At 63.4% G+C, this 16,211-nt stretch carries 11 protein-coding genes and 1 pseudogene; 7 read left to right on the top strand and 5 right to left on the bottom strand.

Annotated elements, in window-relative coordinates:
• Positions 1-176 precede the first annotated feature (176 nt).
• On the bottom strand, positions 177-539 hold the full coding sequence (gene nirD / locus BFP99_RS22785; protein ID WP_065948265.1) for a nitrite reductase small subunit NirD: 363 nt from the start codon (positions 537-539) through the stop codon (positions 177-179).
• Positions 539-3,082 carry a nitrite reductase large subunit NirB gene (gene nirB, locus BFP99_RS22780; RefSeq protein WP_065948264.1) on the bottom strand — a complete coding sequence of 848 codons (2,544 nt, stop codon included), beginning with the start codon at positions 3,080-3,082 and terminating at the stop codon, positions 539-541. Before nirB ends, nirD begins: the two co-directional genes overlap by 1 nt.
• A gap of 694 nt (positions 3,083-3,776) precedes the next feature.
• On the opposite strand from nirB, the gene BFP99_RS22775 reads away from it, so the two are divergent.
• The 3 genes and pseudogenes from BFP99_RS22775 to BFP99_RS34170 all read left to right on the top strand — a co-directional run bounded on the left by BFP99_RS22775 (position 3,777) and on the right by BFP99_RS34170 (position 9,875).
• Positions 3,777-7,784 (top strand): bifunctional nitrate reductase/sulfite reductase flavoprotein subunit alpha, encoded by a 4,008-nt coding sequence (locus BFP99_RS22775; protein WP_065948263.1) that lies wholly within the window; start codon positions 3,777-3,779, stop codon positions 7,782-7,784.
• A gap of 138 nt (positions 7,785-7,922) precedes the next feature.
• Positions 7,923-9,020, top strand: a pseudogene (locus BFP99_RS34175) (cache domain-containing protein); the annotation flags it as partial.
• 87 nt (positions 9,021-9,107) lie between these two features.
• Positions 9,108-9,875, top strand: a complete 768-nt coding sequence (locus BFP99_RS34170) for a methyl-accepting chemotaxis protein (RefSeq protein ID WP_370737674.1) — start codon at positions 9,108-9,110, stop codon at positions 9,873-9,875.
• Between the two features lie 139 nt (positions 9,876-10,014).
• Here the strand turns inward: BFP99_RS34170 and BFP99_RS22765 are convergent, their stop codons facing one another.
• Positions 10,015-10,812: a nucleotidyltransferase domain-containing protein gene (locus tag BFP99_RS22765; RefSeq protein WP_065948262.1), complete on the bottom strand. Its 798-nt coding sequence runs from the start codon at positions 10,810-10,812 to the stop codon at positions 10,015-10,017.
• Positions 10,809-11,288 (bottom strand): AAA family ATPase, encoded by a 480-nt coding sequence (locus BFP99_RS22760; RefSeq protein WP_027608492.1) that lies wholly within the window; start codon positions 11,286-11,288, stop codon positions 10,809-10,811. The genes BFP99_RS22765 and BFP99_RS22760 overlap by 4 nt, the downstream gene beginning before the upstream one ends.
• 157 nt (positions 11,289-11,445) lie before the next feature.
• Between BFP99_RS22760 and BFP99_RS22755 the strand changes: the two genes are divergently transcribed.
• Both BFP99_RS22755 and BFP99_RS22750 read left to right on the top strand, forming a co-directional pair.
• Entirely contained in the window at positions 11,446-11,859 is a 414-nt protein-coding gene (locus tag BFP99_RS22755; RefSeq protein ID WP_065928058.1) for a DUF2231 domain-containing protein, read from the top strand.
• Positions 11,856-13,148: a PQQ-dependent sugar dehydrogenase gene (locus BFP99_RS22750; RefSeq protein WP_065948261.1), complete on the top strand. Its 1,293-nt coding sequence runs from the start codon at positions 11,856-11,858 to the stop codon at positions 13,146-13,148. The genes BFP99_RS22755 and BFP99_RS22750 overlap by 4 nt, the downstream gene beginning before the upstream one ends.
• Positions 13,149-13,178: 30 nt before the next feature.
• Here BFP99_RS22750 and BFP99_RS22745 read toward each other — a convergent pair whose 3' ends face one another.
• The gene (locus BFP99_RS22745; RefSeq protein WP_065928056.1) at positions 13,179-14,087 is read right to left on the bottom strand and encodes a LysR substrate-binding domain-containing protein; all 909 of its coding nucleotides are present in this window, start codon (positions 14,085-14,087) and stop codon (positions 13,179-13,181) included.
• Between the two features lie 93 nt (positions 14,088-14,180).
• On the opposite strand from BFP99_RS22745, the gene BFP99_RS22740 reads away from it, so the two are divergent.
• Positions 14,181-15,170 carry a DMT family transporter gene (locus BFP99_RS22740; RefSeq protein WP_065928055.1) on the top strand — a complete coding sequence of 330 codons (990 nt, stop codon included), beginning with the start codon at positions 14,181-14,183 and terminating at the stop codon, positions 15,168-15,170.
• A gap of 56 nt (positions 15,171-15,226) precedes the next feature.
• The gene (locus BFP99_RS22735) at positions 15,227-16,147 is read left to right on the top strand and encodes a bifunctional helix-turn-helix transcriptional regulator/GNAT family N-acetyltransferase (RefSeq protein ID WP_065948260.1); all 921 of its coding nucleotides are present in this window, start codon (positions 15,227-15,229) and stop codon (positions 16,145-16,147) included.
• The last annotated feature ends 64 nt before the right edge of the window (positions 16,148-16,211 follow it).

Raw genomic sequence — 16,211 nt, 5'->3', positions numbered from 1 at the left:
CCTACTTCCAACACGCGACTTTTGGCTACCGCCCATGCGACCGAAATCTGCCGGATGTAAACAGCTCAACTGTGGGAGGGGGCTTGCTCCCGATAGCGGAGTGTCAGCCAACAGATTTATTAGCTGATCCACCGTCATCGGGAGCAAGCCCCCTCCCACATTCAGACCGAGGCGTGTCAGCCCAGACCTATTTCCACCACTCCAGCATTCAACCGCACCGGCCATACCCGCAAACGCTGGTGCGGTGCCTCCAGGCATTGGCCGTCTTCCAAACGGTAATGCTGCTTATAGATCGGCGCGGCCACCACCAGGTCGCCCTTGATGCTGCCGACCAGCCCGCGTCCGATCACATTCGCGCCGGATTCCGGGTCGTGGTTGTCGATGGCGTACAGCGTCTGGTCCCGGGCGCCGGGCAGGTAGAACAGCGCGACTTGGGCGCCGTCCAGCCACACCACTACGCCGGAATTACTCACCAGGTCGGTCTCGTTGCACACGCTTTTCCAGGTGGCAAGGTTGCGCTGCGTGTTGGACTGGCTCATCAGGCAAGCTCCTCGGTGACGGCAATCAGGTTGAGTTCGGCGGCCATGATCGGCCGACGCTGGCCGCGTTCCTGGACAAAGTGGATGTCCGGGTCGGGGCGTTTGTCGTTGACGAAGGTGCGGAAGCGCTTGAGTTTTTCCGGGTCCTTGAGGGCGTTGGCCCACTCGCATTCGTAGCGGTCGACCACCCGTTGCATCTGCGCTTCGAGCTCGGCGCCCAGGCCCAGGCTGTCGTGCAGGATCACGTCCTTGAGGAAATCCAGGCCGCCTTCCAGGCTTTCGCGCCAGACCGAGGTGCGTTGCAATTTGTCGGCGGTGCGGATGTAGAACATCAGGAAGCGGTCGATGTACTGGATCAGCGTGGCGTCATCCAGGTCGGTGGCGAACAGTTCGGCGTGGCGTGGGCGCATGCCGCCGTTGCCGGCGATGTAGAGGTTCCAGCCCTTCTCGGTGGCGATCACGCCCACGTCCTTGCTCTGGGCTTCGGCGCATTCGCGGGTGCAGCCGGATACCGCGAACTTGAGCTTGTGCGGCGAACGCAGGCCCTTGTAGCGGTCCTCGATCAGCAGCGCCATTTTCACGCTGTCCTGCACACCGTAGCGGCACCAGGTGCTGCCCACACAGGACTTCACCGTGCGCGTGGATTTGCCGTAGGCGTGGCCGGTTTCAAACCCGGCCGCGATCAGCTCGGCCCAGATGTCCGGCAGCTCGTGCAGTTGCGCGCCAAACAGGTCGATGCGCTGGCCGCCGGTGATCTTGGTGTAGAGGTCGTATTTCTTCGCCACTTCGCCAATCACGATCAACTTGTCGGCGGTGATCTCGCCGCCCGGAATACGCGGCACCACCGAGTAGGTGCCGTTTTTCTGCATGTTGGCCATGAAGGTATCGTTGGTGTCCTGCAACGGCACCAGGGACGCGTCCATGATCGGCTGGTTCCAGCACGAGGCCAGGATCGACCCCACCGCCGGTTTGCACACATCGCAGCCGATGTGGCCACGACCGTGTCTGGCCAGCAGTTCTTCGAAGGTGGTCACCCCTTCCACGCGCACCAGGGCATACAACTCCTGGCGGGTATAGGCGAAGTGTTCGCACAGGCTCTTGTCGACGCTGACGCCACGGGCAATCAGCTCGTGCTCGAACACCTGCTTGAGCAACCCGGCACACCCACCGCAACCGGTGCAGGCCTTGGTCTGCGACTTGAGCAGGCCGAGGTCGCTGCACCCGCCGTCGATGGCCGAGCAGATCGCGCCCTTGTTGACGTTGTGGCACGAGCACACCGTGGCCGAGTCCGGCAAGGCGCCTGGGCCGAGGGTCGGTGCGCCGCTGGACGATGGCAGGATCAGGCTGGCCGGTTCGGCCGGCAGCGCGATGCTGTTCTGCATGTATTGCAGCAAGGTGTCGTAGTAGCTGTTGTCGCCGACCAGCACCGCGCCGATCACGTGTTTGCCGCTCGCATCCACCACCAGGCGTCGATAGCTGGCGCTCGCCTCGTCGATGAACTGGTAGCTGCGCGCACCCGGTGTGTGGGCGTGGGCGTCGCCGATGGAGCCCACGTCCACGCCCAGCAACTTGAGCTTGGTGGACATGTCGGCGCCGACAAAGGGCTCAGCGCTGTGCTCGCACAACAGCGCGGCGACGCCACGGGCCATTTGGTAACCCGGCGCAACCAGGCCGAACAGGCTGCCGTTCCAGGAGGCGCATTCGCCAATCGCGTAGATATTGGGATCGCAGCTCAAGCACTCGTCGTTGATCACCACGCCGCCGCGCGGGCCAATCTCCAGGCCGGCCTGGCGAGCCAGGGCATCCTGGGCGCGGATCCCGGCGGAGAACACGATCAGGTCGGTCTCCAGGAACTCGTCATTGGCAAAGTTCATGCGGTAGCGGTACTGCTCGCCGGCACTGATCGATTGGGTGGCGCGGGACAGATGCACACCGACGCCCAGCCGCTCGATCTGGGCCTTGAGCGCAAGGCCGCCGAAATCATCCAGTTGCACTGGCATCAGGCGCGGCGCGAATTCCACCACATGGGCTTCCAGGCCCAGGCTTTTCAGGGCGTTGGCGGCTTCCAGGCCGAGCAGGCCACCGCCCACCACCACACCACGGCGGGCATTGGCGGCAGCGGCACGGATGGCGTCGAGGTCTTCGAGGGTGCGATACACCAGGCGCGAGTCGCCTTCGGCGCCCTCGATCGGCGGCACGAACGGATAGGAACCGGTGGCCAGCACCAGCTTGTCGTAGCCCACGCAGCCCTGGGCGGTGATCACTTCACAGCGTTCGCGGTCGATCTCCAGCACCGGTACACCCAGGTGCAGGGTGACACCCGGCGTCTGGTACAACGCGGCGTCGGACAACGCCAGGGACTCGGCATCGCGGCCGGTGAAATACTCGGAAAGATGCACGCGGTCATAGGCACGCATCGGCTCTTCGCTGAACACGTGCAACCGGTAGTGATCCAGCGCGCCGCGTTCGATCAATTGCTCCACGCAATGGTGGCCGACCATGCCATTGCCGACGACGATCAGGGTTTTCATCTGTTTGTTCATAGCAAGCACCCGACAACGTTCATCACGGTTTAAAAAGCAAAAAAAAACGCCTGAAACCTTGCGGTTCCAGGCGCCTTTGCCTGTTCTTATGCGGGATCGGATCGGCGACTGCGCCGGATCTACCGCTTTATGCCCCTGTTGTCGATCGTCGTTGACCGAGGTGGGTTGAGGGGGAGCTTGCAGGGTCTGTGCCAATTGGTCGCGAGCCTTACTGCGACGCCTTCTAGCGGTACTCATCGAGTCTGAATGCACACTTCAGCGCCTCCAACTGGTGCATCCCGCGACAAAAAAGTGCATTCCCGGATAAAAATCAAAGGGTCACAGAAGAGCGGGCTTATTGTGGTGAGCGGGCTTGCCCCGCGCTGGGTGGCGAAGCCGCCCCATCACTGCCACAGCTTACTTCCTGTAAGGACTGAGGCGCCTGGGTTTAGGGCTGCTACGCAGCCCAGCGCGGGGCAAGCCCGCTCACCACAGCAAGCCCACTCACCACTGTAAGCCCACTCACCACAACAAGCTGGCTTGCCACAATTTGCCCGTGCTTAAGAAATTGGCGCGTGACTTGCTAGGGAACACACACAGAGCAGTCAACGCTGATTGCCCATTCACGACAAAGGCGCCGTGCAATCCCCGTTTCCAACGGAGGGTTGCAGGGCGCTTTTTTGTTGGCGGGCAGAAAAAGTTTCGAGGGTGACGGATGGCAAACCAAAGCGTACGCAGTGTGTGTCCCTATTGTGGTGTGGGCTGCGGCATCATCATGCAGGTCGAGCACAATAAGGTGGTCAAGGTCATCGGTGACAAGGCCCACCCCACCAACTTCGGCCGCCTGTGCACCAAAGGCACCACCTGCGGGCAGGCCATCGCCGAGTCCGGGCGGATGGAAAACGCCTACCTGCGCGAGAAGCGTGACCACGACCCGGTGCGCATCGCCATGGACACCGCCATCAGCGAAACCGCCGGGCGCCTGCGCGGCATCCTCGACAGCCACGGGCCGGATGCCCTGTCCTTTTACGTCTCCGGGCAAATGTCCCTGGAAGCCCAGTACCTGATCAATAAACTGGCCAAGGGCTTTGTGCGCACCAACAACGTCGAGTCCAACTCGCGGCTGTGCATGGCCAGCGCCGGCAGCGGCTACAAGCTGTCCCTGGGCTCCGATGGGCCGCCGGGCTCCTATGAAGACTTCGACCGCGCCGACCTGTTCTTCGTGATCGGCGCCAATATGGCCGACTGTCACCCGATCCTGTTCCTGCGCATGATGGACCGGGTCAAGGCCGGGGCGAAGCTGATCGTGGTCGATCCACGGCGCAGCGCCACGGCGGACAAAGCCGACCTGTACCTGCCGATCAAACCGGGCACCGACCTCGCCCTGCTCAATGGCCTGTTGCACCTGCTGGTCAAGAACGGCCACACCGACCCGGCCTTTATTGCCGCGTTCACCGAGGGCTGGGAGGCCATGCCCGGCTTTCTCGAGGACTACCCGCCGCACACGGTCGCCGAGATCACCGGCCTGGCCGAAGCGGATATCCGCCAGGCTGCCGACTGGATAGGCGCGGCTGCCGAGTGGATGAGCTGCTGGACCATGGGCCTCAACCAAAGCACCCACGGCACCTGGAACACCAACGCCCTGTGCAACCTGCACCTGGCCACCGGCGCCATCTGCCGCCCCGGCAGCGGGCCGTTTTCCCTCACCGGCCAACCCAATGCCATGGGCGGCCGTGAGATGGGCTACATGGGCCCGGGCCTGCCGGGGCAGCGCTCGGTGCTGGTAGAAGCCGACCGCGCATTTATCGAAGACCTCTGGCAGATCCCCCCAGGCAGCCTGCCGCGCCAGGTCGGCGGCGGCACCGTGGCGATGTTCGAGCAGATGAGCGCGGGGCAGATCAAGGCCTGCTGGATCATCTGCACCAACCCGGTGGCCAGCGCGCCCAATCGCCGCAAGGTGATCGAAGGCCTGCAAGCCGCCGAACTGGTGATCACCCAGGATGCCTTCCTCGACACCGAGACCAACCGCTACGCCGACATCCTGCTGCCCGGCGCGCTGTGGGCCGAGGCCGAAGGGGTGATGATCAACTCCGAGCGCAACCTGACCCTGATGCAAAAAGCCGTCGAACCACCGGGCCAGACCTTGCCCGACTGGCAGATCATCGCCAGGGTCGCGAGTGAAATGGGCTTTGCCGAAGCCTTCACCTATGCCAGCGCCGCCGAGGTCTTCGACGAGATCAAGCGCGCCTGGAACCCCAAGACCGGCTATGACATTCGCGGCGCCAGCCATCAACGGCTGCGCGCGCAACCGCTGCAATGGCCCTGCGCTTCAGACGCGGGCGCCGACCGCAACCCGATCCGCTACCTGAATACAGGCACGCTCAGATTCGCCACCGACAACGGCAAGGGCCAGTTCCTGGCGCGCCCACATATGCCGCCGGCAGAGATGCCGGATGAGGCCTTCCCTTTCGTGCTCAACACCGGGCGTTTGCAGCACCAGTGGCATACCCTGACCAAGACCGGCAAGGTCGCCACCCTGAACAAACTCAACCCCGGCCCCTTCGTCGAACTGCACCCCGAAGACGCCGCCAGCCTGGGCATCCAGGACAAGGACCGCGTGGAGGTGCGCTCCCAGCGCGGGCGTGCCGTGCTGCCTGCGGTGGTCACCGACCGCGTGCGGCCGGGCAACTGTTTTGCGCCTTTCCACTGGAACGATGTATTTGGCGAAAACCTGGCGATCAACGCGGTGACCAACGACGCGGTCGATCCGATTTCCCTGCAACCCGAGTTCAAGTTCTGTGCCGTCGCCCTGGCCCGGGTCGAGTTGATCGATCACCAGTTTCTCGATGGGCCGGTCTCGCAAGACTTGCCCCCCTTAGTAGAGGACCTCACCCTGTCGCGCCTCGACGCCTTCGCCGATATTGCCGGCATCCGCAACCTGCCGGCGCCGACACTGAGCGATAGCGAGCGTACTTACCTCGCAGGTTTCCTCAGCGGTCTGCGCTCCGAGGCCGGGCGCCTGGCAGCGGGTGTGCCGGTGATGCCAACCCATGCGCCGCTGACCAAGGATTCCCGACTGTGGCTGGACGGTTTGCTCGGCGGATTGTTCAGCCGCGCAGACGTCAGCGCCATCGCCGCAACGCCCTCCCCGGCCGTCACCCTGTTATGGGCCTCCCAGACCGGCAACGCCGAAGCCCTCGCCGAGCGATTCGCCAAGCGCCTGCGCGACGCCGGTATCAGCGTCGAGCTCAGCGCGATGGCGGATTTCCCGGCCAGCAAACTGGCGAGCACACAAAACCTGGCGCTGATCAGCAGCACCTTCGGCGACGGCGACCCGCCGGACAACGGCGAAGGCTTCTGGCACAGCCTCAGCACCGCCGAGATGCGCCTGGAGTCGCTGCGTTTTGCGGTACTGGCCCTGGGCGATCCGAATTACGACCAGTTCTGCAAGCACGGCAAACGCCTTGACCAGCGCCTGCTGGAGCTGGGCGCGACCCGCCTGCTGGAGCGCGTGGATTGCGACACCGAATTCGAAGAGCGCGCCTATGCCTGGCTGGCACAGTTGCAACACAGCCTCAACCCGGCCAAAGCCGCGACGCTCGCCCCACCCGCCACACCGGCCGGCAAAACCAAGCTGCATGGCTCACGGCTGCTGCTCAACCGGCACCTGAACCCACAGAGCACCCACAAGGAAACCCGCCAGTTCGCCCTGGACCTGACCGACTCCGGGCTGAGCTATGAAGCCGGTGATGCCCTGGGAGTGATGCCGCGCAACTGCCCGGAGCTGGTCAGCGAACTGCTCGACCTGACCCGCCTGGATGCCAGTGCCTGCGTGAACATCGACACCTTCGGCGATGTACCGCTGCACCAGGCATTGACCCAGCGTTTCGAAATCGCCCGCCCCAGCAGCGACACCCTGGCCTTTATCGCCGAGCGCAGTGCCAACCCAGGCCTTAAGCGCCTGCTGAGCCCCGAGCACAAGACCGAACTGCAGGCTTGGCTGTGGGGCCGGCAACTGGTGGATGTGTTGCACGAATACCCCATCGATTGCTCGGCGGACGAACTGCTCGGCACCCTCAAGCGCCTGCAACCACGTTTGTATTCAATCGCCTCCAGCGCCAAGGCCTACCCGCAGGAAGTGCACCTCACCGTGGCCGCCGTGCGCTATGGCAAGCGCAAGGGCGTATCCTCGACCTTCCTCGCCGACCGCGCCGCAGACAGCGAGGTGCCGTTGTTCGTGCAGCCGTCCAAGCACTTCCGCACACCGGCCGACGGCGACGTGCCGATGATCATGATCGGCCCCGGCACCGGTGTGGCGCCGTTCCGCGCGTTTTTGCAGGAACGTCGGGCCCAGGGACACCAGGGCCGCAACTGGCTGTTCTTTGGCGAGCAACACGCGGCCAGCGACTTTTACTACCAGGACGAACTGCAAGGCATGCAGCACGACGGCTTGCTCACTCACCTGAGCCTGGCGTTCTCCCGCGACCAGGCGCAGAAGGTCTACGTGCAGGACCGCATCCAGGAACACGGCGCCGAGCTGTGGCGCTGGCTGCAGGACGGCGCGCAGCTGTATATCTGCGGGGATGCCAGCCACATGGCCAAGGACGTCGACCAGGCCCTGCGCCAGGTCGCGCAAACCCACGGCGGGCTTGGTGTTGAGGGCGCCGTGGAGTACTGGCGCCAGTTGAGCGAACAGAAGCGCTATCTGCGTGATGTCTACTGATTGGATACAGAACAATAAGCACTTTGTATTGTGTACAAAAAACCCTAAAGATTTGCCGGTATCAGGCCGAAACAGCGGTGATAGCAAATCGCCGCGCTCTTTTTCCGGAACGAGACGGTTTGACCGCCCCCTACGCTGATGGTCGTCTCGATGAAAATAAAAAATAAGCTGGTGCTGGCTTTTGTCTCGGTCGCGTTTATCCCGGTAAGCCTGGTGGCGGTCATCTCCGTGATGAACACACGGACCCAGGCCGTTGACCAGTTTATCGATGGCAGCACCCGGGAAATCCGCCAGATCGATGGCAATATCCGCCAGTTCTTCGACGGCACGCAGCAGAACGTCGATCAAATGGCCATGGATCCTGTGTACACCTCCGTGGAAACGCTGAAGAACTACCAGCCCGCCGACGCCGCCAGCCAACCGATGCCAGCAGCGGCACAAGCGGTCATCGAGCGCTTTGCACGCTTCGGCGCCACGCACCCGGCCGCCGCCATCCTCTCCATCGGCCTGGAAGACGGTACCTACGCCAAATGGCCGGATGACCCGCAGCTGGCCAAGTACGACCCACGCACGCGCCCCTGGTACAAGGCCGCGATGGCCAGCCCCGGCAAGACCGTGCGCACGCCGGCTTACTACTACGACAAAGACGATGTGGCGCTGGTGGGCACTGCCCGGGCGCTGCTGGATAGCGCCGGCAAAGCCAAGGGCGTGTTCGTGGTCAGCGTGTCGCTGAAAAACCTCACCGAACTGGTCAAGAGCATCAAGCTCGGCGAAAGCGGCTACGTGATGCTGATCGAAGACGGCGTGGTGCTGGTCGACCCGCGCGACGCCGCTCACAGTTTCAAGCCGCTCAAGGACCTGGGCGCCGCCTATGCGCACCTGGCCGAGACGTCCCAGGGTTCTACCGAGGTGGAAATCAACGGCGTGCGCTACATGGCCAACGTGTGGACCTCCCCCGGCCTGGGCTGGCGCTATATCGGCCTGATCGAACACCGCGAAGTCATGGCCGAAGCCACGCGCATGACCTACCTCACAGCGGTCATCGTCGGCGTGCTGGTGCTGATCTTCGGCGTGCTTGCGGCGGCGTTTTCCAAGGTGATCGTCAAGCCCATCGGCCAGGTCAGCAGCGGCTTGCAGTCGATTGCCGAGGGCGAAGGCGACCTGCGTCACGCACTGCAGGTGCAGGGCAAGGATGAAACCGCCGAACTGGCCGGCTGGTTCAACAAGTTCCTTGCCGCGATTCGCCAATTGATCCAGCACATCGGCGCGGCCTCGGCCAATTTGCACAATGCGTCCAAGGTCAACAGCGAAGTGGCCCACAACATGAACGAAGCCGCCGGGCGCCAGCGCGAGGCGGTGGAACTGGTGTCCACCGCGTTCAACGAAATGGTCGCCACTGCCAACGAAGTCGCGCGTTCATGCAGCAGTGCGGCAGAGTCGGCGGAGAACGGCCATCGCCGGGTGGCCGAGGGCAAGCAACAGATCGAAGTCACCACCGATAACGTCAACCGCCTGGGCCGCCGCTTGACCGAGTCGTCCGACGCCATGGTCGAACTCGAAGCCGGCAGCCGCAGCATCAACCAGATCATCGGCACCATTCGCGCGATTGCCGAACAGACCAACCTGCTGGCACTCAATGCCGCCATCGAGGCCGCCCGTGCCGGCGACCAGGGCCGTGGTTTTGCCGTGGTCGCCGACGAGGTGCGCGCGTTGGCCAAGCGCACCTCCGACTCCACCGGCGAGATCGAGCACCTGCTCGGCACCCTGGAAAACAAGACCCAGGAAGTCACGCAAAAAATGGGCAGTTGCCTGGACCTGTCACGGGCCAGTGTGTCGTCCATCGAAAGCGCGCGGGACAGCTTTGAAGGCATCCAGCTGTCGGTCAACGAGATCCGCGACCAGAACCTGCAAATCTCCGCCGCCGCCGAGGAGCAACACAGTGTGGCCGAAGAGATCAACCGGCATATCCAGCAGATCTACGACGAGGCGCGCCTGGTGGAAAGCCTGGCCAACTCGGCGCAGGACGACTCGGGGCGCCTGTCAAATCTGTCGGATGAGTTGAATGGCCTGGTGGGGCGCTTCAAGTCCTGATGATTGTCGCCAACTGATCATCCGCCTCCCCCCGTAGCAGCTGCCGAGCGCAAGCGAGGCTGCGTCGGACGCACTGCCGATTCAAGCCCGAGCCGCGACCGACGCAGCCTCGCCGGGGCTCGACAGCTGCTACGGGGTTTTACGCGGTGCTGGATAAGACGGTATCTACGATGGGTGAAGCCATCCAATCCAGAAAAGCTCGAAGCCGCGTGGTGAAGTTTTCCATCGTGGCGCCAGGGTTCCTGGCCTCAAAGAGAAAGAACGCAAGGTGAGTGACCCGCTGCGGATACCCCCGGACGAACATCGCCACATGCTCTTCGAGGGTGCGCGGCCATGTCGACGCATCTTCCGAAAGCAATACATGGGTGGACCTGATCAGCTTGCGTGAAGCCTCGCGCTGCAAGCTAAGGCGCTGCGTTTCGGTGTCGGCGCACGCGATGCGCGTGAGGTACGCGCTCAATACGGCGTGAAAATCACCATTTACCGCCAGCGCGATGTCACGGGATGGCCGAAACCGTTCGAAATGCACTGACAGATCATTGCCCCACAGGCAGCGGCACTGGTGTTTGAGCCAGAAACCCCACCCGTTGCGGTTTTCCGCCGCCAGTACTTGCGCGCGGTGGCCGATATCGAAATCCACCTTGGTGACAAGGGGATGCCGCTGCTCCAGTGCACAGCGGACTGCCTCCAGCCGGGCCAATAGCTCCGCCGTTGCCGGCTCGCGCAGCACCAGGGTGAGGTCGAGGTCGGAAACACCGGGAATGGCGTCGCCCCTTGCGACACTGCCGTAGAGATAGAGGCCGTCCAGGCCCAGGTCGTCCCTCGAGAGCGACGCGCAGACGTCCGCCAGCAACGGCTGGTATTCACGCTGCACGGGGGTGTCGGGGACGGTGAGGATAAAACCGTCCGCGTCGATGCCCGCAGAAGGCGTACTCATGGGCGATGCACCTCGATCACCAGCCCTTCCGCCTCGCTCGGCACGCAGAAATGCCGGGTGATCAGGTCGAACTCGGCATCCGTCGCCGCGAAATCATGATCGCCCCGGGCATTGCGCGCATGCAGCCTTGCGCGGCAGGTGGCGTCGTCCAGCTCGAGGTAATGCAGGCGGTGCGGCACCTTGGCGGCCTGCGCCAACCCCAGCAGCCATTCGCGATTGGCCAGGGTATTGGCGGGAAAATCCAGCACCACGTTGACGCCGGATTCAAGCAGGTTGATCACCAACGGGCCCAACACCCCGCGAATACGCTGGGCACAGCGCAGGTAGTCGGCGATCGAGAGGATTTCACCGGGGTACAACTGGGCGAGCCAGGTGTCTTCGCTGAGCAGGATGGCGGCGTGTTCGGCCACCAGGGTCTTGGCCAGTGTTGACTTGCCCGAGGCGATCTTGCCGCACAGCAGGTGCAGGGTTGGCATGGGGACGGCTCCTTATGTGAAGCCCTGAGCATGCCAGCTTTCAGGCTGGTTCTTAATATTTCGACACGAATTATGCTGAACTATCTGATACGTAAGGCGTTCATTTTCTATGCGCAGCCCCGACCAGGGGCGTTGTACAACAAGGAGCCGCCTTACCATGACAACCCTTCCCGCCTACCGATATACGCCGGGGCCGCTGCATGCGACCTTGCTGGCCGGCACCGTGCCACTGTTTCTTGGTGCCTTGCTCAGCGACATTGCCTACACCCAGACCTACCAGATTCAATGGGCCAACTTTGCGTCCTGGTTGATTGCCGGTGCTCTGGTGTTCTGTGGGCTCGCGTTCCTGTTTGCGCTGGTCAACCTGCTTCGCGCCGAGCGCAAGGCGGGGCAACCCACGCGGTATGTCCTGCTGCTGTTAGCCACCTGGGTATTAGGGCTGGTCAATGCCTTTCAACATGCCAAGGATGCCTACGCCTCAATGCCTGCCGGGCTGATCATGTCGGCCGTCGTCTTGCTGCTGACACTGGCGGCCACCTGGACCGGCCTGCGCTCGGGAGGTGCCAAATGAAAACGTCCCACACACTGAGCGTATTGAGCGCCGCGCTGTTGCTGAGCGCCTGCGGCGGCGAAGGCGACAAGACCCAGGCCCGTGGCCCCGACCCCACGTTGCCGGAGCAACAAAGCAGCCTGTTGCCGAGCATGAAGATCGCCGAGCCCACCCCCTGGGGCGATCAGAAACCCCAGGTACCCGAGGGCTACAGCATCACGGCCATCGCCACCGACCTGGCCATCCCGCGCCAGACCCTGGTGCTGCCCAACGGTGACATCCTGATCGCCGAAGGCCGTGGCGGCAGTGCGGCCAAGCTCAAGCCCAAGGATGTGATCGCCAGCGTGATCAAGGCCCAGGGCAACACCAAGGTAAAAGGCGGCAACCGCCTGACGCTGCTGCGCGATGCCGACGGTGACGGCACCTATGAGTTGAAGACGGTGTTCGCCGACAACCTCAACGCGCCCTACGGCCTGGCGTTTGCCGATGGCAAGCTCTACGTGGCCAACCAGGATGCGCTGGTGCGCTTCGACTACACCGATGGCCAGACCAAGGCCAGCGGCGCACCGGTGAAAGTCACCGACCTGCCGGCGCAGATCAACCATCACTGGACCAAGTCCCTGGCAGTGAGTGCCGATGGACGCCAGTTGTATGTGGGGATCGGCTCCAACAGCAACGTGACCGAACGTGGCATGGAAGTGGAAATCGACCGCGCCATGGTCTGGCAGATCGACGCCGCCACCGGCGCACACAAGCCCTATGCCACTGGCCTGCGCAACCCGACGGCGCTGACCATCCAACCCGACTCCGGGCAACTGTGGACGGTGGTCAACGAACGCGACGAACTCGGCCCCGACCTGGTGCCCGACTACCTGACATCGGTGAAAGAAGGCGCGTTCTACGGCTGGCCCTACAGCTATTGGGGCCAGAACGTCGACCCGCGCGCGCAACCGCAGAACCCGGCCAAAGTCGCCGCCGCGATCAAGCCCGACTACAGCCTGGGCTCCCACGTGGCCGCACTCGGCGTGGACTTTTCCATCCCGGCCATGGGCGAGCAATTTGCCGACGGCGTATTCGTCGGCGAGCACGGCAGCTGGAACCGCGACAAGCCGGTGGGCTACAAGGTGATCTTCGTGCCGTTCAGTAATGGCAAGCCATCGGGTGAGCCGATTGATTTCGCCACCGGCTTTCGCGGTGACGACGGCAAGACCCGTGGGCGCCCGGTGGGGGTGACGGTGGACCCGAAAGGCGCGCTGATCATCGCCGACGACTTGGCCAATACCGTGTGGCGGGTGACGCGCAAGCCATAGAGGCATATGACAGGGGCGGCGGCGCCCCTGTCAGCCTTCATCCTGCAATTGCGCCTCCAGCCAGTCGAGCAACGCCACGACCTCGGCCCGGCTGCCCTCTCCCTGCTGCCGGTAAATCGATAGCGCCTGGGGCAAATGCACACTCTCGACACAGGGCCTTACCAGCGCCCCGCTGTCAATCAACCGGCTCGCCGTACGCCGCCAGCCCATGGCGATCCCATGCCCTTCCACCGCCGCCTGCAACATCAGCGGGTAGCTATCGAAGGTCGCACCGCGCACCTCCCCGCTCAAGGCCTGGCCGAACACCTGCAACCAGCTGTCCCACTCCATCAAGTGCGGAGGATGGGAGCTGTGGTGCAACAAGGTGCGCGACTGCAACCCGGCGAGCGACAGCGGTGGTTTGCTGTCCAGATAGCCGGGGCTGCACACCGGGAACACTTCGTCGGCGGCGGTGAACATCAGCGGATGGCTGCCACTCGCGCGCCCGGTACTTTGCAAGGCCACGTCGAAGTGACTGGTGAACTCCGTCAGGGGGCGGGTGGAGGTCACCACCTGGATTTCGATGTGCGGGTATTGCTGGTGGAACGTCGACAAGCGCGGCATCAGCCAATAAAACGCTTCGCACAACTGACACAGCAACACCACGCGATGACTGTGGGGTGACCCCCGCAGGCTGGTGGCACTCTCACTGATGCTGCGCAGCGCTTCGCCGACCACCCGGCCCAGTTCCCGCCCCTCTTGGGTGAGGAACACCGCCCGGTTGCGCCGACTGAACAGCTTCACCCCCAGGTTGTCTTCCAGCCCGCGAATCTGGCGGCTGATGGCAGCCTGGGTGATGTGCAGCTCATCGGCCGCCTTGGAGAAACTGCCCAGGCGTGCCGCCGCTTCAAACGGCAACAGGCTGGCCAGGGGCGGCAGGGTCTTGCCAAGTGTATTCATAATCTGAGGTTATACATCCACGGCCGAGAACTCGTTTGTAGCACACCCGCATGACTGGGCACCATGGATCCATTACCTCAATGGATGCCCCGGATGAACGCTGCACAGACCTCCATTGCCGTCGGCGTGCTGCTCGCGGTTGTTGCGACATTGGGCTGGGCGTTGAACTTCATCGCGCCTTACGTCACCGGCGACTACAGCCTCTGTGACTTGATGGCTGTGCGATTTCTGATCGCCGGCACATTGGGTGTCATGGGGGTGATCCTATGCCGGGCACAGTTGCACTTGCTCGGGCCCGGCCAGGGATGCCTCGCCGCAGCACTCGGGGCGTTGGGGTGCCTGGGCTACGGCGTGTGCATCGCCGCCGGCGTGATGTTCGGCGGGCCGGTCATGACCCCGGCGTTTATCGGCACGGTGCCGGTGTTGTTGGCCCTGGTGGGTAACGCCAGCACGAGGACAGTCCCGTGGCGCCGCCTGGCAACCCCTTTGTCATGCCTGACGGTGGGCCTCTTGCTGTCGAACATCAGCAGCTTTCATCAACCTTCATTGGACACAAGCGCCTGGTGGGCAGGGCTGTTTTTTTCCCTGAGTGCAGTTGCTCTCTGGTTGTGGTTCAGCGTGATCAACCAAAGGCAACTGACACACCTTGCGGCGCAGGCAACCGGTCTCTGGACCGCACTCATGATGGTGGGCAGCGGTGTCGCCACCCTGTGCCTGCTACCGTTCATCCATGGGCTTGGCATGTTCAAGCTGCCGATGCTCGGCTTCGGCCTTTCCCAGGCTGGCCCGCTCTATGCCTGGAGCCTGGTGATCGCGGTGATGTCCACCATGGTCGGCGCCTGGGCCTGGAACGCCGCGACCCGACGCCTGCCGATGGTACTGAGCGGCCAATTGATCGCCCTCGAATCCCTCTTCGCCACCCTGCTCGGCCTGGGGTTTCACGGGCGCTGGCCCACACTCATGGAAGCCGTGGGACTGGTTGCGGTGCTGATCGGCGTGGCCATGGCGATTCGAATCATATTGACGAGCCCACAGGCGACGGCCAAGCCTGGGATGACCATGACCGGCGATCATAGCCGTTGACATGCTTGCCTAAAGCAACAATATAATTGACTAAGGCAACCATTCGAGTATCCGCCATGTCCACTCCCCTGCTTGTGGAACGCGCCGGCATCGTGCGCGGCTTCAATCGCTTCTACACCCACCAGATCGGCGTGCTGCAGGAACACCTGTTGCACAGCGACTATTCCCTGACTGAAATTCGGGTGATGTACGAGCTGTCCTCCCGTGGCGACCTCACCAGCGCCGACCTCTGCCAGATGCTCAGCCTCGACGCGGGTTACCTGAGCCGCCTGACCAGTGGTTTCGAGAAAAACGGCCTGATCCAGAAAGTCCGCTGCGCCACCGATGCGCGCGCGGTGCAATTGCACCTCACCGATCTCGGCCGCGCGGTCCTGGCGCCCCTGGAACAGCAGACCCAGGATGAAGTCATCGCCCTGCTCGAGAGCCTGCCCGAACCCCGGCAGCAGCAATTGACCGACGCCATGCAACGTATCCAGGCCCTGCTGCAAGACCGCCCGTCGAGCTACCTGCTGCGTGATCCACGGCCAGGGGATATGGGCCTGGTGGTGCAGCAGCAAGCGGCGCTGTATGCCCGCGAATACCACTGGAACTGGGAGTTTGAAGCGCTGGTGGCGGAGATCGTCGCCAAGTACCTGCGCGAGTTCGACCCGGCGCGGGAGCGCTGCTGGATCGCGGAGAAGGAGGGCGAGGTGGTCGGCTCGGTGTTCGTCGTGCGCCATGACGATACAACCGCCAAGCTGCGCATGCTCTACGTGGATGCGAGTGCGCGGGGCCTGGGCATCGGCCAGCGCCTGGTGGACGAATGCCTGCGCTTTGCCCGCGATGTCGGCTACACCCGCATGATGTTGTGGACCATGAGCGCCTTGACCGATGCGCGCAAGCTCTACCAGAAAGCCGGTTTCGAGTTGCTGGAAGAGGAGCCCACCTTGAGTTTCGGCAAGCAACTGGTCAGCCAGACCTGGGCGCGCGCGTTGTAGAAAAGGCGCTTGAAGGAATGGGTCTCGACACAACGTTATGGGTGATTCGACGGACCTGTGGCGA

The organism is Pseudomonas sp. 1 R 17 (assembly GCF_900067035.1).
Lineage (GTDB): Bacteria > Pseudomonadota > Gammaproteobacteria > Pseudomonadales > Pseudomonadaceae > Aquipseudomonas > Aquipseudomonas marginalis.
The sequence above is the reverse complement of the archived record's forward strand: the minus strand, read 5'-3'. Positions and strand labels throughout refer to the sequence as shown.